Raw genomic sequence first — 17,197 nt, 5'->3', positions numbered from 1 at the left:
TCTCTCAAAAATACCCCCCCGAAGGGGCAGTTGAAGTCTGTTCCCGCCCGGCTCGGCGAAAATTGGTTAAATCAGATCGCGTCGCTGTCCCGCTCGCCGGTGCGGATACGCACAGCGCCTTCGACCGCGGAAATGAAGATTTTGCCGTCGCCGATGCGACCGGTCTGCGCCGCAGAACAAATCGCCTCGACCACGCGGTCGGCCAGCGAATCGTCGACAACGACCTCCAGCTTCACTTTGGGCAGGAAATCGACGACATATTCTGCGCCGCGATACAGTTCGGTATGCCCCTTCTGGCGGCCGAAGCCCTTGGCCTCGGTTACGGTGATGCCAGACACGCCCACTTCGTGGAGCGCTTCCTTCACCTCGTCCAGCTTGAATGGCTTTATGATCGCTTCGACCTTTTTCATCACTCGTAATCCCAACCCATGACGCACGCACAGAATGCGGGGGCGACCCGCATTCCTCTCTCCTTGAGGGAACGATCGTCATGCCCCCCAAGGCCGGCGCCGTTCCCCTTAACAATCAATTACCGTGCCAAGTGGCGAATCGCTAGGACATGCTTTCGGCGATGCAGCAATCTTTGTCCATATTGCCCGGATTCAGGGCAATATCATAACTCTCTGCCCGTTTTTTGGGCAGTGTTCCGATCGTCAGAGCGCGTAAGGCGGACAGTCCAGGCCCGCTGGGCTCTTGGTGAATATCTCGCAGCCTGTTTCGGTGATGCCGACGCTATGTTCGAATTGGGCCGACAGAGTGCGGTCGCGCGTCACCGCGGTCCAACCATCGTCCATCATCTTCACGCCGGGCTTGCCGATGTTGATCATCGGCTCGATCGTGAAGAACATGCCGGGGCGCAGTTCAGGGCCGGTGCCGGGACGGCCGACATGGACGACTTCGGGGCTGTCATGAAACACTCGGCCCAGGCCATGGCCGCAAAAATCGCGCACTACGCCATATCGGTGCTTTTCGGCGTGCCGCTGGATCACATAGCCAATGTCGCCCAGATGATTGCCGGGCTTGGCCTGCTCGATGCCCAGCATCAGACATTCATAGGTGACTTCGACCAGCCGCCGCGCCTTGATCGCGGCGTCGCCGACTATGAACATGCGGCTGGTGTCGCCATGCCAGCCATCGACCAGCGGTGTGACGTCGATATTCAGGATATCGCCGTCCTTCAGTCGATGGTCGCCCGGAATGCCATGGCAGATCACATTATTGAGCGAGATGCAGCAGCTATGGGTATAGCCGCGATACCCCAGGGTCGCTGGCACCCCGCCGCCGTCCAGCGACATGCGGCGCACGATGTCGTCCAGTTCGCCGGTGGTGACGCCCGGCACGACATGCGGTACGAGCGCGTCCAATATCTCTGCGGCGAGCCGCCCGGCCTTGCGCATACCGGCGAAACCGGATTCGTCATACAGTTTGATCGCAGCGGAGCGGGAAATCGGCGCATCGGCCGTCATCGTCATATAGTCGGTCATGCCCTATTTATAGGCGTAATAGCGGCATAATGCGAGAGGGCGACTAGGCAGGGCGTCCGGGGCAGGCTATGGGCTGGCGCATGGCCGATCCGACCCGCATCTGGACCGCAGCGCTGATCGTGATCGGCGACGAAATCCTTTCTGGCCGCACCCAGGACAAGAATATCGCCCAAGTCGCCAGTTGGCTGGGCGTCCAGGGTATTCGCCTGCGCGAAGTGCGCGTCGTGCCCGATGTGCAGGACGCGATTGTCGAGGCGGTCAACGCTCTGCGCGCGCGCAACGATTATCTGTTCACGACCGGCGGCATTGGCCCGACTCATGACGATATCACGGTGGACGCGATTGCCGCGGCGCTGGGTGTGGAGGTGGAAATCCACGAAGGTGCGCGCGCCATTCTGTCCGGCTATTATGAAACCCGCGGCGGATTGACCGAGGCGCGATTGCGTATGGCGCGGGTGCCTGCTGGCGCGGACCTGATCGAAAATCACATGTCCGGCGCGCCCGGCATCCGCCATGGCAATATCTTCATCATGGCCGGCGTGCCCTATATCACCGCTGGTATGCTCGACAGCCTGACCGGCACGCTGGAAGGCGGCCTGCCGCTGCTGTCCGCGACGATCGGCTGCTGGGTGGCCGAAAGCGAGATCGCCGACCTGCTTGCCTCGACCGAACGCGCGCATGAGGATTGCCAGATCGGCAGCTATCCCTTTTTCCGCGAAGGCCGCACCGGCGCCAATTTCGTGATTCGTTCGACCGATGCGACGACGCTAAACGCCTGCGCCGCCGATCTCGGCGCCGCGCTGGAACGCGGCGGCTGGACCGTGACGGCGGGCGGGATCTAGCAGTCGTTTACTTGGCTTCGGCCTTCAAATAGGCGATCAGGTTGGCGCGGTCGACCGGGTTGGGCACGCCGGCAAAGGCCATGCGGTTGCCCGGCACCAGTCCGCTCGGCTTGGTCAGGAAGGTATCGATGCTCTTGGCGTCCCAGCGAATCTTCGCCTTTTGCATCGCGGGCGAATAGGTGAAGCCCGCCATGGTGCCCGACGTGCGGCCGAATATCCCGGCGAGCGACGGACCCATCTTCTTCGGCCCTGCCTTCACATCATGGCATAGCGCGCAGCGTGCGAACACCGTCTTCCCTTTGACCGGATCGCCCGCCTGCGCGATTGCAGGGGAACTGGCTGCGCACAGGGCAGTCAGGACGAACAGTCTCGATACGATCGCAAGCGGCATGAAAAGTTTCCCTTGAAAGATGAAACGGCGGGGCTTGGGCCTTTCTGCCGCTCATGCGCCTTTATCGCTTTCCGTCTGAATGGGAGTTTAAGCGTATGGACGTCAACTGGCGCGGCTTATAATGTGATGCGCCATTCGCTGACATACGGCGTTTTGCCGCAGAGAGACCGTCGGTGTCAGAGATCACCGCGAGGGTCGCGGTCCGCTACCAGCACGCATATCGCGCAGACTTTCATCCAGCCGGGCAAGGTTATCGCGACGTCCCCTCGATCGAGGGCAGGTTGCGGGCGGTCGGATAATAGCTGGCCTCATCGACAAAATTCGCAACATTGGCGCGCGCCCTCCTCGCCCGGCGTCCAGTCCGGCATCGTCGGCAGGCCGCCAGCCCCGGTACGCACCGCCCCCGGCGGCGGCAACAGGCCGCCGTTATGGAGGCAGAGTGCGCCACCGGGGTTCATAATGATGTAGTGCATGGACCCGCGACGCATGCGGTTGCACCGAGGTCATTGGCGATGACATGGCCAACCTGCAAACCGGACAGGAGCGCCTCGGACTGTGGGCAATCGCCATATTGCCCCGATGTTGGATGGATTCGCAGCGGCAGGCCGATCGCATCGACGACCTTGAAGAGAACTCATCAGCAAACGGAATCCTCTAAATGCAGACAGCACCTAGGCCTTGACGGCGTTATGTCGAACCATCTTGTTCCGTTCGTTTCGAGCGAAGTCGAGCAAGGTGGGTATGGCGCTACAGGCTTCTCGACTTCGCTCGAAGCGAACGGCTGAATGTAAAGCCATAAGGCTCCAAGGGAACGAACCATATGCCACGCGGAGTTGCCAAACGCGATCTGCCGACCAAGATGTGCCCTGTGTGTCAGCGCCCCTTTGCCTGGCGTAAGAAGTGGGAGCGCGATTGGGACAATGTCGTCTATTGTTCCGATCGGTGTCGAGCCGGCGCGAAGAATGGCTGACATGAAAAAAAAGGCGGCCGCTCTGGTGGGAGCGACCGCCTTTTTTTGGCAGGTCAGGCGATCAGCGTTCGATGCACATGGCGACGCCCATGCCGCCGCCGATGCACAGGGTGGCGAGGCCCTTCTTGGCGTCGCGCTTGGCCATTTCGTAGAGAAGAGTGGTCAGCACGCGCGCGCCCGACGCGCCGATCGGGTGGCCGATGGCGATCGCGCCGCCATTGACGTTGACCTTCTCGGCGTCCCAGCCCAGTTCCTGGCCGACCGACAGAGCCTGCGCGGCGAAGGCTTCATTGGCTTCGATCAGGTCGAGGTCCGCGACCGACCAGCCGGCCTTTTCCAGCGCCTTGCGGCTGGCCGGGGCGGGGCCGATCCCCATGATCGCCGGATCGACGCCGCAGGTAGCGAAGCCGGCGATGCGACCCAGGATGGTCGCGCCGCGCTTGGCGGCGGCATCGGCGGTCATCAGCACCAGCGCGGCGGCGCCGTCATTGAGGCCGCTGGCGTTGGCGGCGGTGACGGTGCCGTCCTTCTTGAAGGCGGGCTTGAGCTTTTCCATCGCCTCGATGGTGGCGCCGGCGCGGATATATTCGTCGGCATCGACGATGGTGTCGCCCTTGCGCCCCTTGATCGTAACCGGCACGATTTCGTCGGCGAAGCGGCCCGATGCGCGTGCGGCTTCGGCCTTGTTCTGGCTGGCGACGGCGAAGATATCCTGCGCTTCGCGGCTGATCTGATATTTCTCGGCCAGATTTTCGGCCGTGATGCCCATATGATAATTGTTGAAGGCGTCGGTCAGGCCGTCATGGATCATCGTGTCAATGAGGCTGACATTGCCCATCTTGCTGCCGGCGCGCAGATATTGCGCATGGGGAGCGAGCGACATGCTTTCCTGGCCGCCCGCGACCATGATGTTGGCGTCGCCGGCGCGGATCGCCTGCGCCGCGAGCGCGACGGCGCGCAGGCCCGAACCGCATAGCTGGTTGAGGCCGATGGCGGTGCGTTCGACCGGGATGCCGGCGTTGACGGCGGCCTGACGCGCGGGGTTCTGGCCCTGGCCGGCGGCCAATACCTGGCCCAGGATCACTTCGTCCACTTCATCGGGCGCGACGCCCGCCTGCGCGAGCGCGGCGATGATCGCCTGGCGGCCAAGTTCGTGCGCAGGGGTCGAGCCGAAAGCGCCCATGAAGCTGCCGACGGCGGTGCGCTTGGCGGCGGTGATGACGATGTCTGACAAAGGCTTGATCCTCGATTCCGGTGGTTGTTTTCGCAGGCGCAATAGCATCAACCGCCATGGCTGAAAAGCCAGTGGGACAGCGGTTCCCAAAGCGTTTCGCGGGCGCCGCCACCCACCACCATGCCGACATGGCCGAGCGAAAGGCTGCGTTCTTCGCGCAAGCGAGGGCCGGCGGCGGCGGGCACGATGCGGTCGCTGGTCGACACGATCGACAGGGTCGGGCAATCGAGCGCGGCAGGGTCCACGGGGCGGCCATCGATGCGCCATTGGCCACGGCCGCTGACATTGCCGGCGTAGAAATGATCGAACAGATCGCGCCCCGCCGCGAAGGTCAGCGGCGCGCCGCCATTGGCCCAATCCTCCACAGCCAGGAAGGCGCGTTCGGCGTCCGACCCTGCTTCCATGTCGGCGAAGGCGGCATATTTGCGAATGGTGCGGGCCGGGTCCATCGCCCAGAAACCCGATTGGAGCACCTCCATGGGGACATAGCCGATCCGCTCGCTCATCGCCCGCGCGCCGTTCCACAAGCCTCCGATCAATTGCAGATCAGCGGCGGGGAAGGCATCGAACCGCCAGGGTGCAGCGATGCTCGCTACCGCGGGAAAGGCGGCCATGGCTGCTGCGCCCAGCGCCAGGCTGCCGCCCAGGCAATAGCCGACCAGGATCGGCGGGCGGGGCAGCGTGGCGAGAAGGGGCAGCAGCCGATGGATGACATGGCCATCGAGGCCGAGCATAGCGTCCTGCGATGTGGGGGTGCCCCAATCGATCAGGTGCGCGTCATGGCCCGCTGCAACCATGTGGCGCAGCAAGGACCGGCTTTGCGACAGGTCCAGCACGCGCGGCGGATTGATGAGCGAAGGGATGAAAACAACCGGGGAACGGCCATTTTCCGCACCATGCTGCAGCAATCGGGCAGGGCCGGCGGTGGCGACGCAAGGCGCGGACGGCGGGGCGGCGGGGCGGGCGGCGTCCTGATATTTACGCAACCCCTGAAACGCGCGGCGGCGCAGGTCAGGATTTCCCTCCGTTTCGCGCCATAAAATATTGAGAAAAAGGGGTAATGGCCGCGGCCCATGTTGCGGTGCGGCATCGCCCTGTGCTAATGCGAGATGTTCAGGTGTGGGAGAGGAATCCATGGCCAAATCTAAGACCGCTAATGAATCGGAGCCGGTCGTTATCAAGAAGTACGCCAATCGGCGGCTCTATAATACCGAAACTTCAAGCTATATCACGCTGGACCTTTTGTCGCAGATGACGCGCGAAGGACGCGAATTCACCGTGGTCGACGCCAAGACCGGCGAGGACATAACCCATAATGTCCTGACCCAGATCATCATGGAGGAGGAGCAGCGCGGCAAGAATATGCTGCCGGTCAACTTCCTGCGCCAGTTGATCGCCATGTATGGCGATTCGATGCAATCGATGGTGCCGCAATATCTGGAGGCGTCGATGGACGCATTCCGCAAAAACCAGCAGCAGTTTCAGGAAGCTATGAAGGGCGCCTTCGGCGGCGGTCCTTTGGCCGATATCGCCAAGCGCAACATGCAAATGTTCGAAGCGGCGGCCAGCGCCTTCGGCAATGGCGTGCCGGGGATGCCGGGGATCCCTGGGATGCCAGGCATGACGCCACCCCCCGTCGTCACCCCGGCGGCGACCGATGGCAGCAAGGACGACGAGATCAACGATCTGAAGGCCCAGCTCGCCGCGCTCAACGCCAAGATCGACAAGCTGACCTGAAGCGATGGCGAAGGCGGACAGGCTGGAACGGTTGGACGTCCGCCGAGAAGAGGTGGAGGCTGAGTATCGCGATGCGTTGATCGCGGCCCTGCGGGTGGCGGCGAGCGGGCAATGGGGCCTGTTCGACCATCAGAAGGACAAGGTCGCGCGCACGCGCGTCGCGCCCGTCATAGCGGCGCTGGGGGAACTGGCGGACGAGATTGACGGGATGCGCGATACGCTGGGGCTGGAGCCCTTTGCGCTGCATCAGCGCTTCATGGCGGCGCGCGGTCCCGCCGCGGCCGATGCGGTCGGCGAACCCAGGCAGGCGAAGGCCTGGCTGGAAGAGATGGGCGCGGCGACCGCCTGACGCGCCGCCGATCGGCACGCGCCCTGTCGTCGGGGGTCGACAGGGACGCCGCCTCTGGCTTATGGCGCGCCATTCCCTTTTTACGTCAGGTTTTCGATCCCGTGAAACACGCCCTTTCCGTCACCCGCGAACAGGATTTTTCCGCCTGGTATCAGGCCGTCATTTCGGAGGCCGACCTGGCCGAGGAAAGCGGCGTGCGCGGCTGCATGGTCATCCGTCCCTGGGGCTATGGCATCTGGGAGCGTATCCACGCGTTGCTCGACGCCCGGATCAAGGCGACGGGGCATGAAAATTGCTATTTCCCGCTGTTCATTCCGCTTTCCTATTTCGAGAAGGAGGCCGAGCATGTCGACGGCTTCGCCAAGGAAATGGCGGTCGTCACCCATCACCGGCTGATTCAGAAGGATGGCAAGCTGGTGCCGGACCCCGAAGCCAAGCTGGAGGAGCCGCTGGTCGTGCGGCCGACGTCCGAAACCGTGATCGGCGCGGCGTTCAGCCGCTGGGTGCAGAGCTGGCGCGACCTGCCGGTTCTCATCAACCAGTGGGCCAATGTCGTGCGCTGGGAAATGCGCACCCGCATGTTCCTCCGCACCAGCGAGTTCCTCTGGCAGGAGGGTCATACCGCGCACGCCACCGTCGATGAGGCGATGGAAGAGACGATGAAGATGCTGGAAGTCTATCGCAGCTTCGCCGAGGAGTGCGTCGGCCTGCCGGTGGTCGCGGGCGAGAAGCCGGAGAATGAGCGCTTCCCCGGCGCCGTCGCGACCTATTCGATCGAGGCGATGATGCAGGACGGCAAAGCGTTGCAGGCGGGCACGTCGCATTTCCTGGGCACGACTTTCAGCCAGGCGCAGAATATCAAGTTCCAGAATGCCGAAGGTAGCCAAGAGCTGGCGCAGACGACCAGCTGGGGCATGTCCACCCGCATGATCGGCGGCCTCATCATGGTCCATGGCGACGATGATGGCCTACGCGTGCCGCCGCGCGTCGCGCCCTATCAGGTCGTCGTGGTGCCGATGCTGCGCGACAATGACGAGGACGCCGCGATTTTGGATTATTGCGGCGAACTGGTGGCGTCCCTCAATGAGCTGGACGCCTTCCGCGAGCCGGTGCGCGCGCTGCTCGACAAGCGGCCCGCCAAGGCCGCGACCAAGCGCTGGGGCTGGGTGAAGAAGGGCGCGCCGATCGTGATCGAGGTCGGCGGGCGTGACGTCGCCGGCGGGAATGTGTCGGTGATCCGCCGCGATCGCCTCTATCGCGAGGATGGCAAGCTCGACAGCCAGATCGTCGCCAAGGGCGATTTCGTGGCGGGCGCAACCGCCATGCTGGAGGATATTCAGGCGTCCCTCTTCGCCGACGCCAAAGGCCGGCTGGACGGCAGCATCGATCGCTCGATCGGCACGCTAGACGCGCTGAAAGCCTATTTCAACGCCAGCGCCAGGCCCGGCTGGGCGCTGGTCCAGTGGGCCAGGCCGACCGGCGAGGCGCTGGAAAAGGTGGTGCAGTGGCTCAAGGGCGAGAAGCTGACGCTGCGCAACGTGCCACTGGATGCGGACGCGGCGGACGGCGCGTGTATCTTCACCGGCGGGCAGGCCGTGGAGCGCGTGCTGGTTGGGCGCAGTTACTGAGCAACTGACTTTTAATCAGTAGGTCGTTCGTTTCGAGCGAACGGAGATTTGGTAAATCGGAGCGGGATGAGAGGATGGTCTCCCCTCTCATCCCGTTTTCGCCTAATTACAGAACATATTTGCTGAGGTCGGTGTCGTGAGCGACCGCTGACAATTGCTTCTCGACATAGACCGCATCGATCACGAGCGTTTCGCCACGGCGGTCTTCGGCTTCGAAGCTGACATCCTCCAGCAGCTTTTCCATCACCGTCTGGAGTCGGCGGGCGCCGATATTCTCGATCTCGCTGTTCACGTCGGCGGCGATCTTCGCGACGGCGCGGATGCCGTCGGGCGTCAGGTCGATCGTCACCTCCTCGGTCGCCAGCAGCGCGCGATATTGGGCGACGAGGCTGGCCTTGGTATCGGAGAGGATGGCGACGAAATCCTCCTCGGTCAGCGCCTTCAACTCGACGCGGATCGGCAGGCGGCCCTGGAGTTCGGGCAGCAGGTCGCTGGGCTTGGCGACATGGAAGGCGCCCGACGCGATGAAGAGGATATGGTCGGTCTTGAGCGGGCCATATTTGGTCGATACGGTCGTCCCTTCGATCAGCGGCAGCAGATCGCGCTGCACGCCTTCGCGGCTGACGGAGCCGCCGCGCACATCGCTGACCGCGATCTTGTCGATCTCGTCGAGGAAAACGATGCCATTCTGCTCGGCGCTGGTGATCGCGGTGCGCGCGACGTCGTCCTGGTCCAGCCGCTTGTCCTGCTCTTCCTCGACCAGCTTGTCCCAGGCTTCGGCGACGCGCATCTTGCGGCGCTTCTTCTGCTGCTGGCCGAACGCCTTGGACATCATGTCGGACAGGTTGATCATGCCGACCTGTCCGCCCATGCCGGGGATTTCCATCGGCATGGAGGGGCTGTCGGCGACTTCCACCTCGACTTCGACCTCGTTCATCTGGTCGGCTTCGATCTTCTGGCGGAAGGAGAGGCGTGTGGCTTCGCTCGCTTCCTTGCCGGTAAGCGCATCGAGCAGCCGCGCCATGGCGGCTTCGGAGGCGGCTTCGCGCACGGCTTCGCGGCGGCGGTCCTTCTCCAGCCGCACAGCTTCCTCGACCAGATCGCGGACGATCTGTTCGACGTCGCGGCCGACATAGCCGACCTCGGTGAACTTGGTCGCCTCGACCTTGACGAAGGGGGCGTCGGCCAGCTTGGCGAGGCGGCGGCTGATCTCGGTCTTGCCGCAGCCCGTCGGCCCGATCATCAGGATATTCTTGGGTGTCACCTCGTCGCGCAAATCGGCGGACAGGTGCTGGCGGCGCCAGCGGTTGCGCAGCGCGACCGCAACGGCGCGCTTGGCGTCCTGCTGGCCGATGATATGTGCGTCGAGCGCGGCGACGATGGCTTTGGGGGTCAGGTTGTCGTTCATTAAAAGACTCCCCCCTCCCTTTCAAGGGAGGGGCTTTTTTAGTTTAGGCGGCGCTGTCCAGCGTTTCGATGGTCAACTGGTCGTTGGTGTAGACGCAGATGTCGGCCGCGACGGCCATCGCCTTGCGGGCGAGAGTTTCGGCGTCTTCCTCATATTCCATCAGCGCGCGCGCGGCGGCGAGGGCGAAATTACCGCCCGAACCGATCGCGGCAACGCCGTTCAGCGGCTCCAGCACGTCGCCATTGCCGGTCAGGATCAGCGTGACATCCTTGTCCGCGACGATCATCATCGCTTCCAGGTTGCGCAGATATTTGTCGGTGCGCCAGTCCTTGGCCAGTTCCACCGCCGAGCGCATCAACTGGCCGTTATGGCGTTCCAGCTTGGCTTCGAGCCGTTCGAACAGGGTGAAGGCGTCGGCGGTGGCGCCGGCGAAGCCGCCGATTACGCTGCCGTCGTGCAGCCGGCGGACCTTGCGGGCATTGGGCTTCATTACGGTCTGGCCCATGGACACCTGGCCATCGCCGGCGACGACGACCTTTCCATTCTTGCGGGCTGACATGATGGTGGTGCCATGCCAGACGGGCATGGACGAGCTGCGTTGGTCGTTCATGACGCGGCATATGGGCCGCTGCGCCGTCGCGTGCAAGTCAGGGGTGGCGATGGGGCGAAGCGTGTCATTTCAGCGACAATATTCTTACAAATTGTTCAGGAACAAATGTCCATCAATTGACATTGTGCATCGCAACATCAATTATCCATATCCCAAGATCAGGGGGAGGACATGCATGACTCTCAAGGCCAGAGCACAGGAAAAGGTCGAGCGGGCGGGTATCTCCAACTATTCGTTCGACCATGACATACTGGTCATGTGTGGCGTGCGGTACACCATCGAAGCGTGCGAATGTGGCGAGCCGGATTGCGATGGCGTGCGCCTGCGCAAGAATATGACCGCGATAAACCGTATTCTTCAGTAGTCTCTCAGTGCATGGCGTCCTTGCCAGCGCGTCCCACCGATTCGATATCCCGGCCCACGCCCTGCACCGTATTGCACGCAGCCAGCGTCGTGAGCAGCAGGCTGGCGATCAGCAGGGCGAGACTTTTGGACATGAAGGTTGAGCTCCTTAATTTCTACATCCCCTTATAGAGTGCGATGCGGCCGGGCGGAAACGCTTTTGCGTCAAATCGATGTGCGGATATTGACAGGGCGCGCGGCCGATGCCAAAGGCCGCCTCCTCCTTACAGGGGGCGCGTAGCTCAGTGGTAGAGCACACCCTTCACACGGGTGGGGTCGCAGGTTCAATCCCTGCCGCGCCCACCATGATCCAGGCGATCATGGCAGGACAGATAATTTCCCGGCATTGATCTTTTCTAATGTGTGGCGCTAAATCTGCGCCATCATGCGGCGCGTTTGCGCGCCGACCGGAAAGGACGATCATGCCCCCCTATCTGAAAGCCGGCGCAGCGCTTGGTGCGCTGCTGCTCTCCTCACTTCCCGCCAGCGCGCAGGAACAGCTCACGCTGGAGCGCGTGTTCGCCAGCCCCGACCTGGCCGGGCCGCTGCCGCGCGCGCTGAAATTGTCGCCGGATGGATCGTTGGTGACGCTGCTCAAGCCCCGCGCCGACGAGAAGGAACGGCTCGACCTGTGGGCGATCGACAGCAAGACCGGCGCGGAACGGATGCTGGTCGATTCGAAGAAGACCGGCAGCGGCGCCGAGCTTTCCGAAGCGGAGAAGATGCAGCGAGAACGCGATCGGAGCGTCGCGGGGAGTACGGGCATCACCAGCTATGACTGGGCGCCGGACGGCAAGAGCCTGTTGGTGCCGGTGGATGGCGACCTGTACCTCGCCGGACTGGACGGGAAGGTCACGCGGCTCACAGATACGCCCGATGGAGAACTGAATGGCGTGGTCAGCCCCAAGGGCGGCTATGTTTCCTTCGTGCGCGGTGGCAATTTGTTCACCCAGCCGATCGGCGGCGCGGAACGGCAGTTGACGCAGGGCGCCAGCGACACGCTGAGCTGGGGTACGGCGGAGTTCGTCGCGCAGGAGGAAATGGACCGGCGCACCGGTTACTGGTGGTCGCCCGACGATGCGCGGATCGCGGTCGCCCGCGTCGATGAAAGCCCGGTCGGCATCGTAACCCGCACCGCGATCGGCGGCGAGGGGACGAAAGTCTATCAACAGCGCTATCCCGCCGCCGGCACGCCCAACGCGATCGTGGACCTCTATGTCATGAAGCCCGATGGGTCGGGCCAGGTGAAGGTCGATCTGGGCGCGGAGAAGGACATCTACCTCGCCCGCGTCGATTGGTCGAAGGACGGCAAGACGCTATATGTGCAGCGGGAGAGCCGCGACCAAAAGCGTCTCGACCTGCTGGCGGTCGATCCCGCTACCGGCAAGGGGCGGGTGGTGCTGACCGAGACGGCGAAAAGCTGGATCAACCTGTCTAACAACTTCCATGCACTGAAGGACGGCAGCTTCCTGTGGTGGTCGGAAAAGAGCGGCCATGGGCATCTTTACCGGGTGCGCGGCGCGAAATGGACTGCGCTGACCAGCGGCGACTGGGAAGTGCGCGATGTCGTGGGCGTGGATGAGGAGAAGGGGCTGGTCTATTTCACCGGCAATCGCGAAACGCCGCTGGAGCAGCAACTCTATGTCGCGCCACTGGGCAAGGCGGGGCAGGCGCGGGCGCTGACGGCCGAGGGCTGGTGGAACGATGCGGTGATGGACGGCGCGGCGAGCCGGGTGGTGGTGACGCGCCAGAATAGCGACCAGCCCAAGCAGGTCTATCTGGCCGACAGCAGCGGCAAGCAATTGCAATGGCTGTCGGAAAATGCGCTGACGGGCAGCCACCCCTATGCGCCCTATGTCGCGGGCCATGTGCAGACGGTGTTCGGCACGGTGAAGGCGGCGGACGGGACGACGCTGTACACCAAGATCATGACGCCTAAGATGGAGGCGGGGAAACGCTACCCGGTGTTCATGATCCATTATGGCGGTCCGGGCGGCGGGCGGCAGGTGACGAACATATGGTCAGGCGCGCTCAACCAATATCTGGTGGATCGTGGCTGGATCGTGTTCGCCATCGACAATCGCGGTACGCCTGATCGCGGCAAGGCGTTCGAGGATCATCTGTATCGCGCGATGGGTACGGTCGAGGTGGATGACCAGTTGAAGGGCGTGGAGTGGCTCAAGGCGCAGCCGTTCGTGGACCCTCAGCGGATCGCGACCTATGGCTGGTCCTATGGCGGCTATATGTCCTTGAAGCTGCTGGAGAAGGCGCCGGGCGTGTTCGCCGCGGCGGTGGCGGGCGCGCCGGTGACCAAATGGGAACTTTACGACACCCATTATACCGAACGCTATCTGGGCCAGCCGCAGGACAAGGCCAGCGCCTATCCCGCGTCGGGCGCGGTGGATGAGGCGGTAAAGATCGCCGATCCGCTGCTGCTGATCCACGGCATGTCCGACGATAATGTCGTGTTCGACAATGCGACCGCGCTGATGGCGAAGATGCAGAGCGCAGCTGCGCCGTTCGAGATGATGGCCTATCCGGGTCAGACCCATCGCGTCGGCGGGCCGGGCATCAGCGTCCACCTGTGGAAGACGATCGGGCATTTCCTGGCTGAACATGCGGGTGGCCCGGCCGATTGATGACGCCAGACGCTATCGCCAGGCGTGGAAGATCGCCCGGCGATAGCGGTCCTTTTTGCGGAATGGCATCGCCAACTTCCGCCAGCCCTGATTGTCGAGCGCTTCGGGCAGCACCTGGAAACGCGAATAGCCAAAGCGCACGCACATTTCGCGCAGCGCCAGGATGTTGGGCGCCCAGAAATTGGTTGGATCGCGGTCTAGCTCCAGTTCAGTGAACAGGCGCATCGCGGGCACCGGTTCATGTCGCAGCGCCGTCACCGTTTCGATCACCAGATGATCGCGGCTCATCGCGGCGGCGGCCTCCAGCGTGCGATAGGGGTCGGTGACATGATACAGGACGCCCAGCAGCAGCACCATGTCGAACTGGCCAAGGTCAGCGACGCGATGGTCGGCGACGTCGAGGTCGCGCGAGCGGACCTGCGACCCGAAACGGGCGTGGGCATGGTCGAAGCCCCGCTTGTCGCCCCATCCCTGACCCGACCAGCAGAAATGGTCGGTCGCCAGCACTTCGGCCGCGCCACGCCGTTCGGCCTGGAAGGAAAAGAAGCCGTCCCACGCGCCGATATCGAGCACGCGCTTACCGGCCAGTGGGGTGGGAAAGATCAGGTCGGCTTCCTCCTGCAAGGATTCCAGCGGCTTGATGCCATCGACACGCGCACCATCGGGAAAGGCGAAGCTGTGAAACCATTGGTCGGGCAGGGGCGGCAAGGAGGTGAGCGACATGGAGCGGGCTGATACTTTCAGTTATTCTGCAAACAAGAAGAGGCTTTTACGAACGGACAAGCCCTTCTTTCTGGACAACGCGCCCAGTATCGCTATGGCGCCAACTCCGCAATATTTCCGTTGGAGTGGAGTGTTTAGTCATGGGTTATAGGGTCGTCGTCGTTGGTGCCACCGGTAATGTGGGCCGCGAAATGTTGACCATTCTCGCCGAGCGCGAGTTCCCGATTGACGAGATTGCAGCGGTCGCATCGTCGCGGTCGCAGGGCCTGACCATCGATTTTGGTGAGACCGGCAAGACCATCAAATGCCAGAATATCGAGCATTTCGACTTCGCCGGATGGGACATCGCCCTGTTCGCGGCGGGCAGCGGCCCGACCGAAATCTATGCGCCCAAGGCGGCGGCGGCCGGTTGCGTCGTGATCGACAACAGCTCGCTTTATCGCATGGACCCGGACGTCCCCCTGATCGTGCCGGAAGTGAACCCGGACGCGATCGACGGATACAAGAAGAAGAACATCATCGCCAATCCCAACTGCTCCACCGCGCAGATGGTCGTGGCGCTGAAGCCGTTGCATGACGCCGCGAAGATCAAGCGCGTGGTTGTCTCGACCTACCAGTCGGTGTCGGGCGCTGGCAAGGCGGGCATGGACGAACTGTTCGAGCAGAGCCGCAACATCTTCGTCGGCGATCCGGCCGAGCCGAAGAAGTTCACCAAGCAGATCGCCTTCAACGTGATCCCGCATATCGACGTTTTCCTGGACGATGGGTCGACCAAGGAAGAATGGAAGATGGTCGCGGAAACCAAGAAGATCCTTGATCCCAAGGTGAAGGTCACCGCGACGTGCGTGCGCGTGCCGGTGTTCGTCGGCCATTCGGAATCGATCAACATCGAGTTCGAGAATGAGATTTCGGCGAAGGAAGCGCAGGATATCCTGCGCGAAGCGCCGGGCATCATGCTGGTCGATAAGCGCGAGGACGGCGGATATATCACCCCGATCGAATGCGTGGGCGATTTCGCGACCTTCATCAGCCGCGTGCGTGAGGATTCGACGATCGAAAACGGCATCAACCTGTGGTGCGTCAGCGACAATCTGCGCAAGGGCGCGGCGCTGAACGCGGTGCAGATCGCCGAACTGCTCGGCCGTCGCCACCTCAAGAAGGGCTAATTCGGCTTCCTTGCCGCCATGCTATCATCATGATAGCATGGCGATATGGGACAGGTGCTGATCCGCAATCTCGACGATCATGTCATCGCGGCGTATCGCGAATTGGCTGTGTGCAACCAGCGTTCGCTGGAAGCGGAATTACGTGATGCTCTGACGCGCGGAAAGCCGATGACGGGCGAGCGCCTGAGCGGCATGTTGGCGCGGCTGGAAACCATCCGCGCCATGACGCCAAAACTTGTGCGGCAGACACCCGCTGAAGATTTGCTCCGGGATGACGATCGCCCCTGATGCTGGTGGTGGATACCAGCGTTGCGGCCCGCTGGGTGATCGGCAGCGACGATTCCGCGCTGCCCGACGAAACAGCCATTGCACTGACGCTCTTGCCCCGCCGACTGATGGCGCCCGACCTGTTGGTGCCCGAATTTGCAAATGTCATGTGGAAGAAGGTGCGCGCGTGAAATCGATGCGGCGCAGGCGCGGGAAGCTGTCGCCATATTACCCGACATTATCGATCTGATCCCGACGGCTGGACTTGCCGATCGCGCGATGGAGATCAGTCTGGCGCTCGATCATCCCGCCTATGACTGCTTCTTTCTTGCTTCGGCCGAAATGCTGGAAACGATACTGATGTCGGCGGACAGAAAATTGGTCCGCCGTTGCGCCGACACGCCCTTTGCCCCGTTGATCGCAGGTTTGACGGATCGACCATCCTGCTCCGACTGACAGATCGCGCTCTTGCGCCGCCGGGGATGACGCCATATCGGCAAGGCGTCCCAGCCCAAGAGGAATGCCCCGATGACCGACCTGCCGATCGAACGCCATGAGATCAAGGGTTTCGACGGACTGCCGATCGCGGTGCATATGGTGGGGGCCAAGACAGAGGGCGCCCGCGACCTCGTCCTGATCCATGGCTATTTCTCCAACGCCTTCACCAATTGGATCCGCTACGGCCATGCCGCAAAGCTGGTGGAGGCGGGTTTCCGCCTGATCCTGCCGGACCTGCGCGGCCATGGGGAAAGCGCCAAGCCGCATGATCCCGCCGCCTATCCGGCCGATGCGCTGACCGACGATAATCTGGGGCTGATCGCGCAACTTGGCCTGACCGATTATGATCTGGGCGGCTATTCGCTGGGCGCGCGGACGACGGTGCGGATGCTGGCGCGGGGGGCCACGCCACGGCGCGTGATCCTGGCGGGGATGGGGCTGCGGGGGCTGGTCAAGGCGCTCGACAATGGCGGCTATTATCGCAATGTCCTGACCAACCTCGGCACGTTCGAGCGGGGCACGTCGCAATGGATGACCGAGGCGTTCCTGAAGACCACCAAGGGTGATCCGGTGGCGCTGCTCCATATCCTCAACACCTTCGTCGATACCGACGAGGCGACGATCGCGGGCTTCCAGCAGCCCAGCGTGGTGATCTGCGGCGCGGACGATCGCGATAATGGCGTGGCGCAGGAACTGGCGGAGGTGCTGCCCCATGGACACTATGTCGAAGTGCCGGGCAATCATATGAACGCCGTCACGCGCAAAGAGTTGGGGCAGGCGATGGTCGATTTCCTGACCGCTTGACTGTATCGCCAAGCCAAGTCACCTTCCCCGCCATAACCGATCAGG

General features: G+C 62.9%; 21 protein-coding genes, 1 tRNA gene and 2 pseudogenes. 13 read left to right on the top strand and 11 right to left on the bottom strand.

Features of this window, described 5'->3' with window-relative positions:
* Window positions 1-71: 71 nt before the first annotated feature.
* Window positions 72-410 carry a P-II family nitrogen regulator gene (locus tag sphantq_RS18085; protein WP_272799177.1) on the bottom strand — a complete coding sequence of 113 codons (339 nt, stop codon included), beginning with the start codon at window positions 408-410 and terminating at the stop codon, window positions 72-74.
* 243 nt (window positions 411-653) lie between these two features.
* Window positions 654-1,484: a type I methionyl aminopeptidase gene (gene map / locus sphantq_RS18080; RefSeq protein ID WP_272799176.1), complete on the bottom strand. Its 831-nt coding sequence runs from the start codon at window positions 1,482-1,484 to the stop codon at window positions 654-656.
* Between the two features lie 80 nt (window positions 1,485-1,564).
* On the opposite strand from map, the gene sphantq_RS18075 reads away from it, so the two are divergent.
* Entirely contained in the window at window positions 1,565-2,326 is a 762-nt protein-coding gene (locus sphantq_RS18075) for a competence/damage-inducible protein A (RefSeq protein ID WP_066601964.1), read from the top strand.
* Between the two features lie 7 nt (window positions 2,327-2,333).
* On the opposite strand, the gene sphantq_RS18070 is transcribed toward sphantq_RS18075, so the two are convergent.
* The 3 genes and pseudogenes from sphantq_RS18070 to sphantq_RS18060 all read right to left on the bottom strand — a co-directional run.
* Window positions 2,334-2,717 (bottom strand): c-type cytochrome, encoded by a 384-nt coding sequence (locus sphantq_RS18070; RefSeq protein ID WP_129926089.1) that lies wholly within the window; start codon window positions 2,715-2,717, stop codon window positions 2,334-2,336.
* Window positions 2,718-2,970: 253 nt separating this feature from the next.
* Window positions 2,971-3,203, bottom strand: a pseudogene (locus sphantq_RS18065) (deoxyribodipyrimidine photo-lyase); the annotation flags it as partial.
* Window positions 3,204-3,222: 19 nt separating this feature from the next.
* A pseudogene (locus sphantq_RS18060) lies at window positions 3,223-3,348 on the bottom strand (IS5-like element IS711 family transposase); the annotation flags it as partial.
* A gap of 189 nt (window positions 3,349-3,537) precedes the next feature.
* Between sphantq_RS18060 and sphantq_RS18055 the strand changes: the two are divergent.
* Window positions 3,538-3,687, top strand: coding sequence for a DUF2256 domain-containing protein (locus sphantq_RS18055; RefSeq protein WP_272799175.1), 150 nt, complete (start codon window positions 3,538-3,540; stop codon window positions 3,685-3,687).
* 61 nt (window positions 3,688-3,748) lie between these two features.
* Here the strand turns inward: sphantq_RS18055 and sphantq_RS18050 are convergent, their stop codons facing one another.
* Together sphantq_RS18050 and sphantq_RS18045 are read right to left on the bottom strand one after the other, a co-directional pair.
* On the bottom strand, window positions 3,749-4,921 hold the full coding sequence (locus sphantq_RS18050; protein WP_066605265.1) for an acetyl-CoA C-acetyltransferase: 1,173 nt from the start codon (window positions 4,919-4,921) through the stop codon (window positions 3,749-3,751).
* Between the two features lie 47 nt (window positions 4,922-4,968).
* A complete protein-coding gene (locus sphantq_RS18045; RefSeq protein WP_244884346.1) occupies window positions 4,969-6,057 on the bottom strand; it encodes an alpha/beta hydrolase in 1,089 nt (362 codons plus the stop codon).
* Between sphantq_RS18045 and phaR the strand changes: the two genes are divergently transcribed.
* The 3 genes from phaR (at window position 6,056) to sphantq_RS18030 (ending at window position 8,635) form a co-directional block, all read left to right on the top strand.
* Entirely contained in the window at window positions 6,056-6,658 is a 603-nt protein-coding gene (phaR, locus tag sphantq_RS18040) for a polyhydroxyalkanoate synthesis repressor PhaR (RefSeq protein ID WP_272799174.1), read from the top strand. The genes sphantq_RS18045 and phaR overlap by 2 nt on opposite strands.
* Window positions 6,659-6,662: 4 nt before the next feature.
* Window positions 6,663-7,007: a hypothetical protein gene (locus sphantq_RS18035; RefSeq protein ID WP_066601977.1), complete on the top strand. Its 345-nt coding sequence runs from the start codon at window positions 6,663-6,665 to the stop codon at window positions 7,005-7,007.
* Between the two features lie 101 nt (window positions 7,008-7,108).
* Window positions 7,109-8,635 carry an aminoacyl--tRNA ligase-related protein gene (locus sphantq_RS18030; RefSeq protein ID WP_272799173.1) on the top strand — a complete coding sequence of 509 codons (1,527 nt, stop codon included), beginning with the start codon at window positions 7,109-7,111 and terminating at the stop codon, window positions 8,633-8,635.
* Window positions 8,636-8,741: 106 nt separating this feature from the next.
* Here sphantq_RS18030 and hslU read toward each other — a convergent pair whose 3' ends face one another.
* Entirely contained in the window at window positions 8,742-10,043 is a 1,302-nt protein-coding gene (gene hslU, locus sphantq_RS18025) for an ATP-dependent protease ATPase subunit HslU (protein ID WP_129926085.1), read from the bottom strand.
* A gap of 43 nt (window positions 10,044-10,086) precedes the next feature.
* Window positions 10,087-10,653 (bottom strand): ATP-dependent protease subunit HslV, encoded by a 567-nt coding sequence (hslV, locus tag sphantq_RS18020; RefSeq protein WP_066601983.1) that lies wholly within the window; start codon window positions 10,651-10,653, stop codon window positions 10,087-10,089.
* A gap of 175 nt (window positions 10,654-10,828) precedes the next feature.
* Between hslV and sphantq_RS18015 the strand changes: the two genes are divergently transcribed.
* On the top strand, window positions 10,829-11,017 hold the full coding sequence (locus sphantq_RS18015; RefSeq protein ID WP_272799172.1) for a hypothetical protein: 189 nt from the start codon (window positions 10,829-10,831) through the stop codon (window positions 11,015-11,017).
* A gap of 4 nt (window positions 11,018-11,021) precedes the next feature.
* Here sphantq_RS18015 and sphantq_RS18010 read toward each other — a convergent pair whose 3' ends face one another.
* The gene (locus sphantq_RS18010; RefSeq protein ID WP_169574155.1) at window positions 11,022-11,150 is read right to left on the bottom strand and encodes an entericidin A/B family lipoprotein; all 129 of its coding nucleotides are present in this window, start codon (window positions 11,148-11,150) and stop codon (window positions 11,022-11,024) included.
* A gap of 136 nt (window positions 11,151-11,286) precedes the next feature.
* On the opposite strand from sphantq_RS18010, the gene sphantq_RS18005 reads away from it, so the two are divergent.
* Window positions 11,287-11,361: transfer RNA gene (locus tag sphantq_RS18005), tRNA-Val, on the top strand.
* Between the two features lie 116 nt (window positions 11,362-11,477).
* Complete coding sequence (locus sphantq_RS18000; RefSeq protein ID WP_272799171.1) at window positions 11,478-13,694, top strand: S9 family peptidase; 2,217 nt, start codon at window positions 11,478-11,480, stop codon at window positions 13,692-13,694.
* 12 nt (window positions 13,695-13,706) lie between these two features.
* Here sphantq_RS18000 and sphantq_RS17995 read toward each other — a convergent pair whose 3' ends face one another.
* Window positions 13,707-14,417, bottom strand: coding sequence for a class I SAM-dependent methyltransferase (locus sphantq_RS17995; RefSeq protein ID WP_129926947.1), 711 nt, complete (start codon window positions 14,415-14,417; stop codon window positions 13,707-13,709).
* 140 nt (window positions 14,418-14,557) lie between these two features.
* Between sphantq_RS17995 and sphantq_RS17990 the strand changes: the two genes are divergently transcribed.
* The 5 genes from sphantq_RS17990 (at window position 14,558) to sphantq_RS17970 (ending at window position 17,152) form a co-directional block, all read left to right on the top strand.
* Window positions 14,558-15,583 (top strand): aspartate-semialdehyde dehydrogenase, encoded by a 1,026-nt coding sequence (locus sphantq_RS17990; RefSeq protein WP_066601999.1) that lies wholly within the window; start codon window positions 14,558-14,560, stop codon window positions 15,581-15,583.
* A gap of 45 nt (window positions 15,584-15,628) precedes the next feature.
* The gene (locus sphantq_RS17985) at window positions 15,629-15,871 is read left to right on the top strand and encodes a FitA-like ribbon-helix-helix domain-containing protein (protein ID WP_272799170.1); all 243 of its coding nucleotides are present in this window, start codon (window positions 15,629-15,631) and stop codon (window positions 15,869-15,871) included.
* Window positions 15,871-16,041: a type II toxin-antitoxin system VapC family toxin gene (locus sphantq_RS17980; protein ID WP_272799169.1), complete on the top strand. Its 171-nt coding sequence runs from the start codon at window positions 15,871-15,873 to the stop codon at window positions 16,039-16,041. The genes sphantq_RS17985 and sphantq_RS17980 overlap by 1 nt, the downstream gene beginning before the upstream one ends.
* Window positions 16,013-16,306, top strand: a complete 294-nt coding sequence (locus sphantq_RS24425; protein ID WP_443021508.1) for a type II toxin-antitoxin system VapC family toxin — start codon at window positions 16,013-16,015, stop codon at window positions 16,304-16,306. The genes sphantq_RS17980 and sphantq_RS24425 overlap by 29 nt, the downstream gene beginning before the upstream one ends.
* Window positions 16,307-16,378: 72 nt before the next feature.
* Window positions 16,379-17,152 (top strand): alpha/beta fold hydrolase, encoded by a 774-nt coding sequence (locus sphantq_RS17970; RefSeq protein ID WP_272799167.1) that lies wholly within the window; start codon window positions 16,379-16,381, stop codon window positions 17,150-17,152.
* The last annotated feature ends 45 nt before the right edge of the window (window positions 17,153-17,197 follow it).

It is taken from the genome of Sphingobium sp. AntQ-1 (assembly GCF_028538045.1).
GTDB lineage: Bacteria > Pseudomonadota > Alphaproteobacteria > Sphingomonadales > Sphingomonadaceae > Sphingobium > Sphingobium cupriresistens.
Note: the sequence above shows the minus strand (reverse complement) of the source record. Positions and strands in the feature narration are given on the sequence as shown.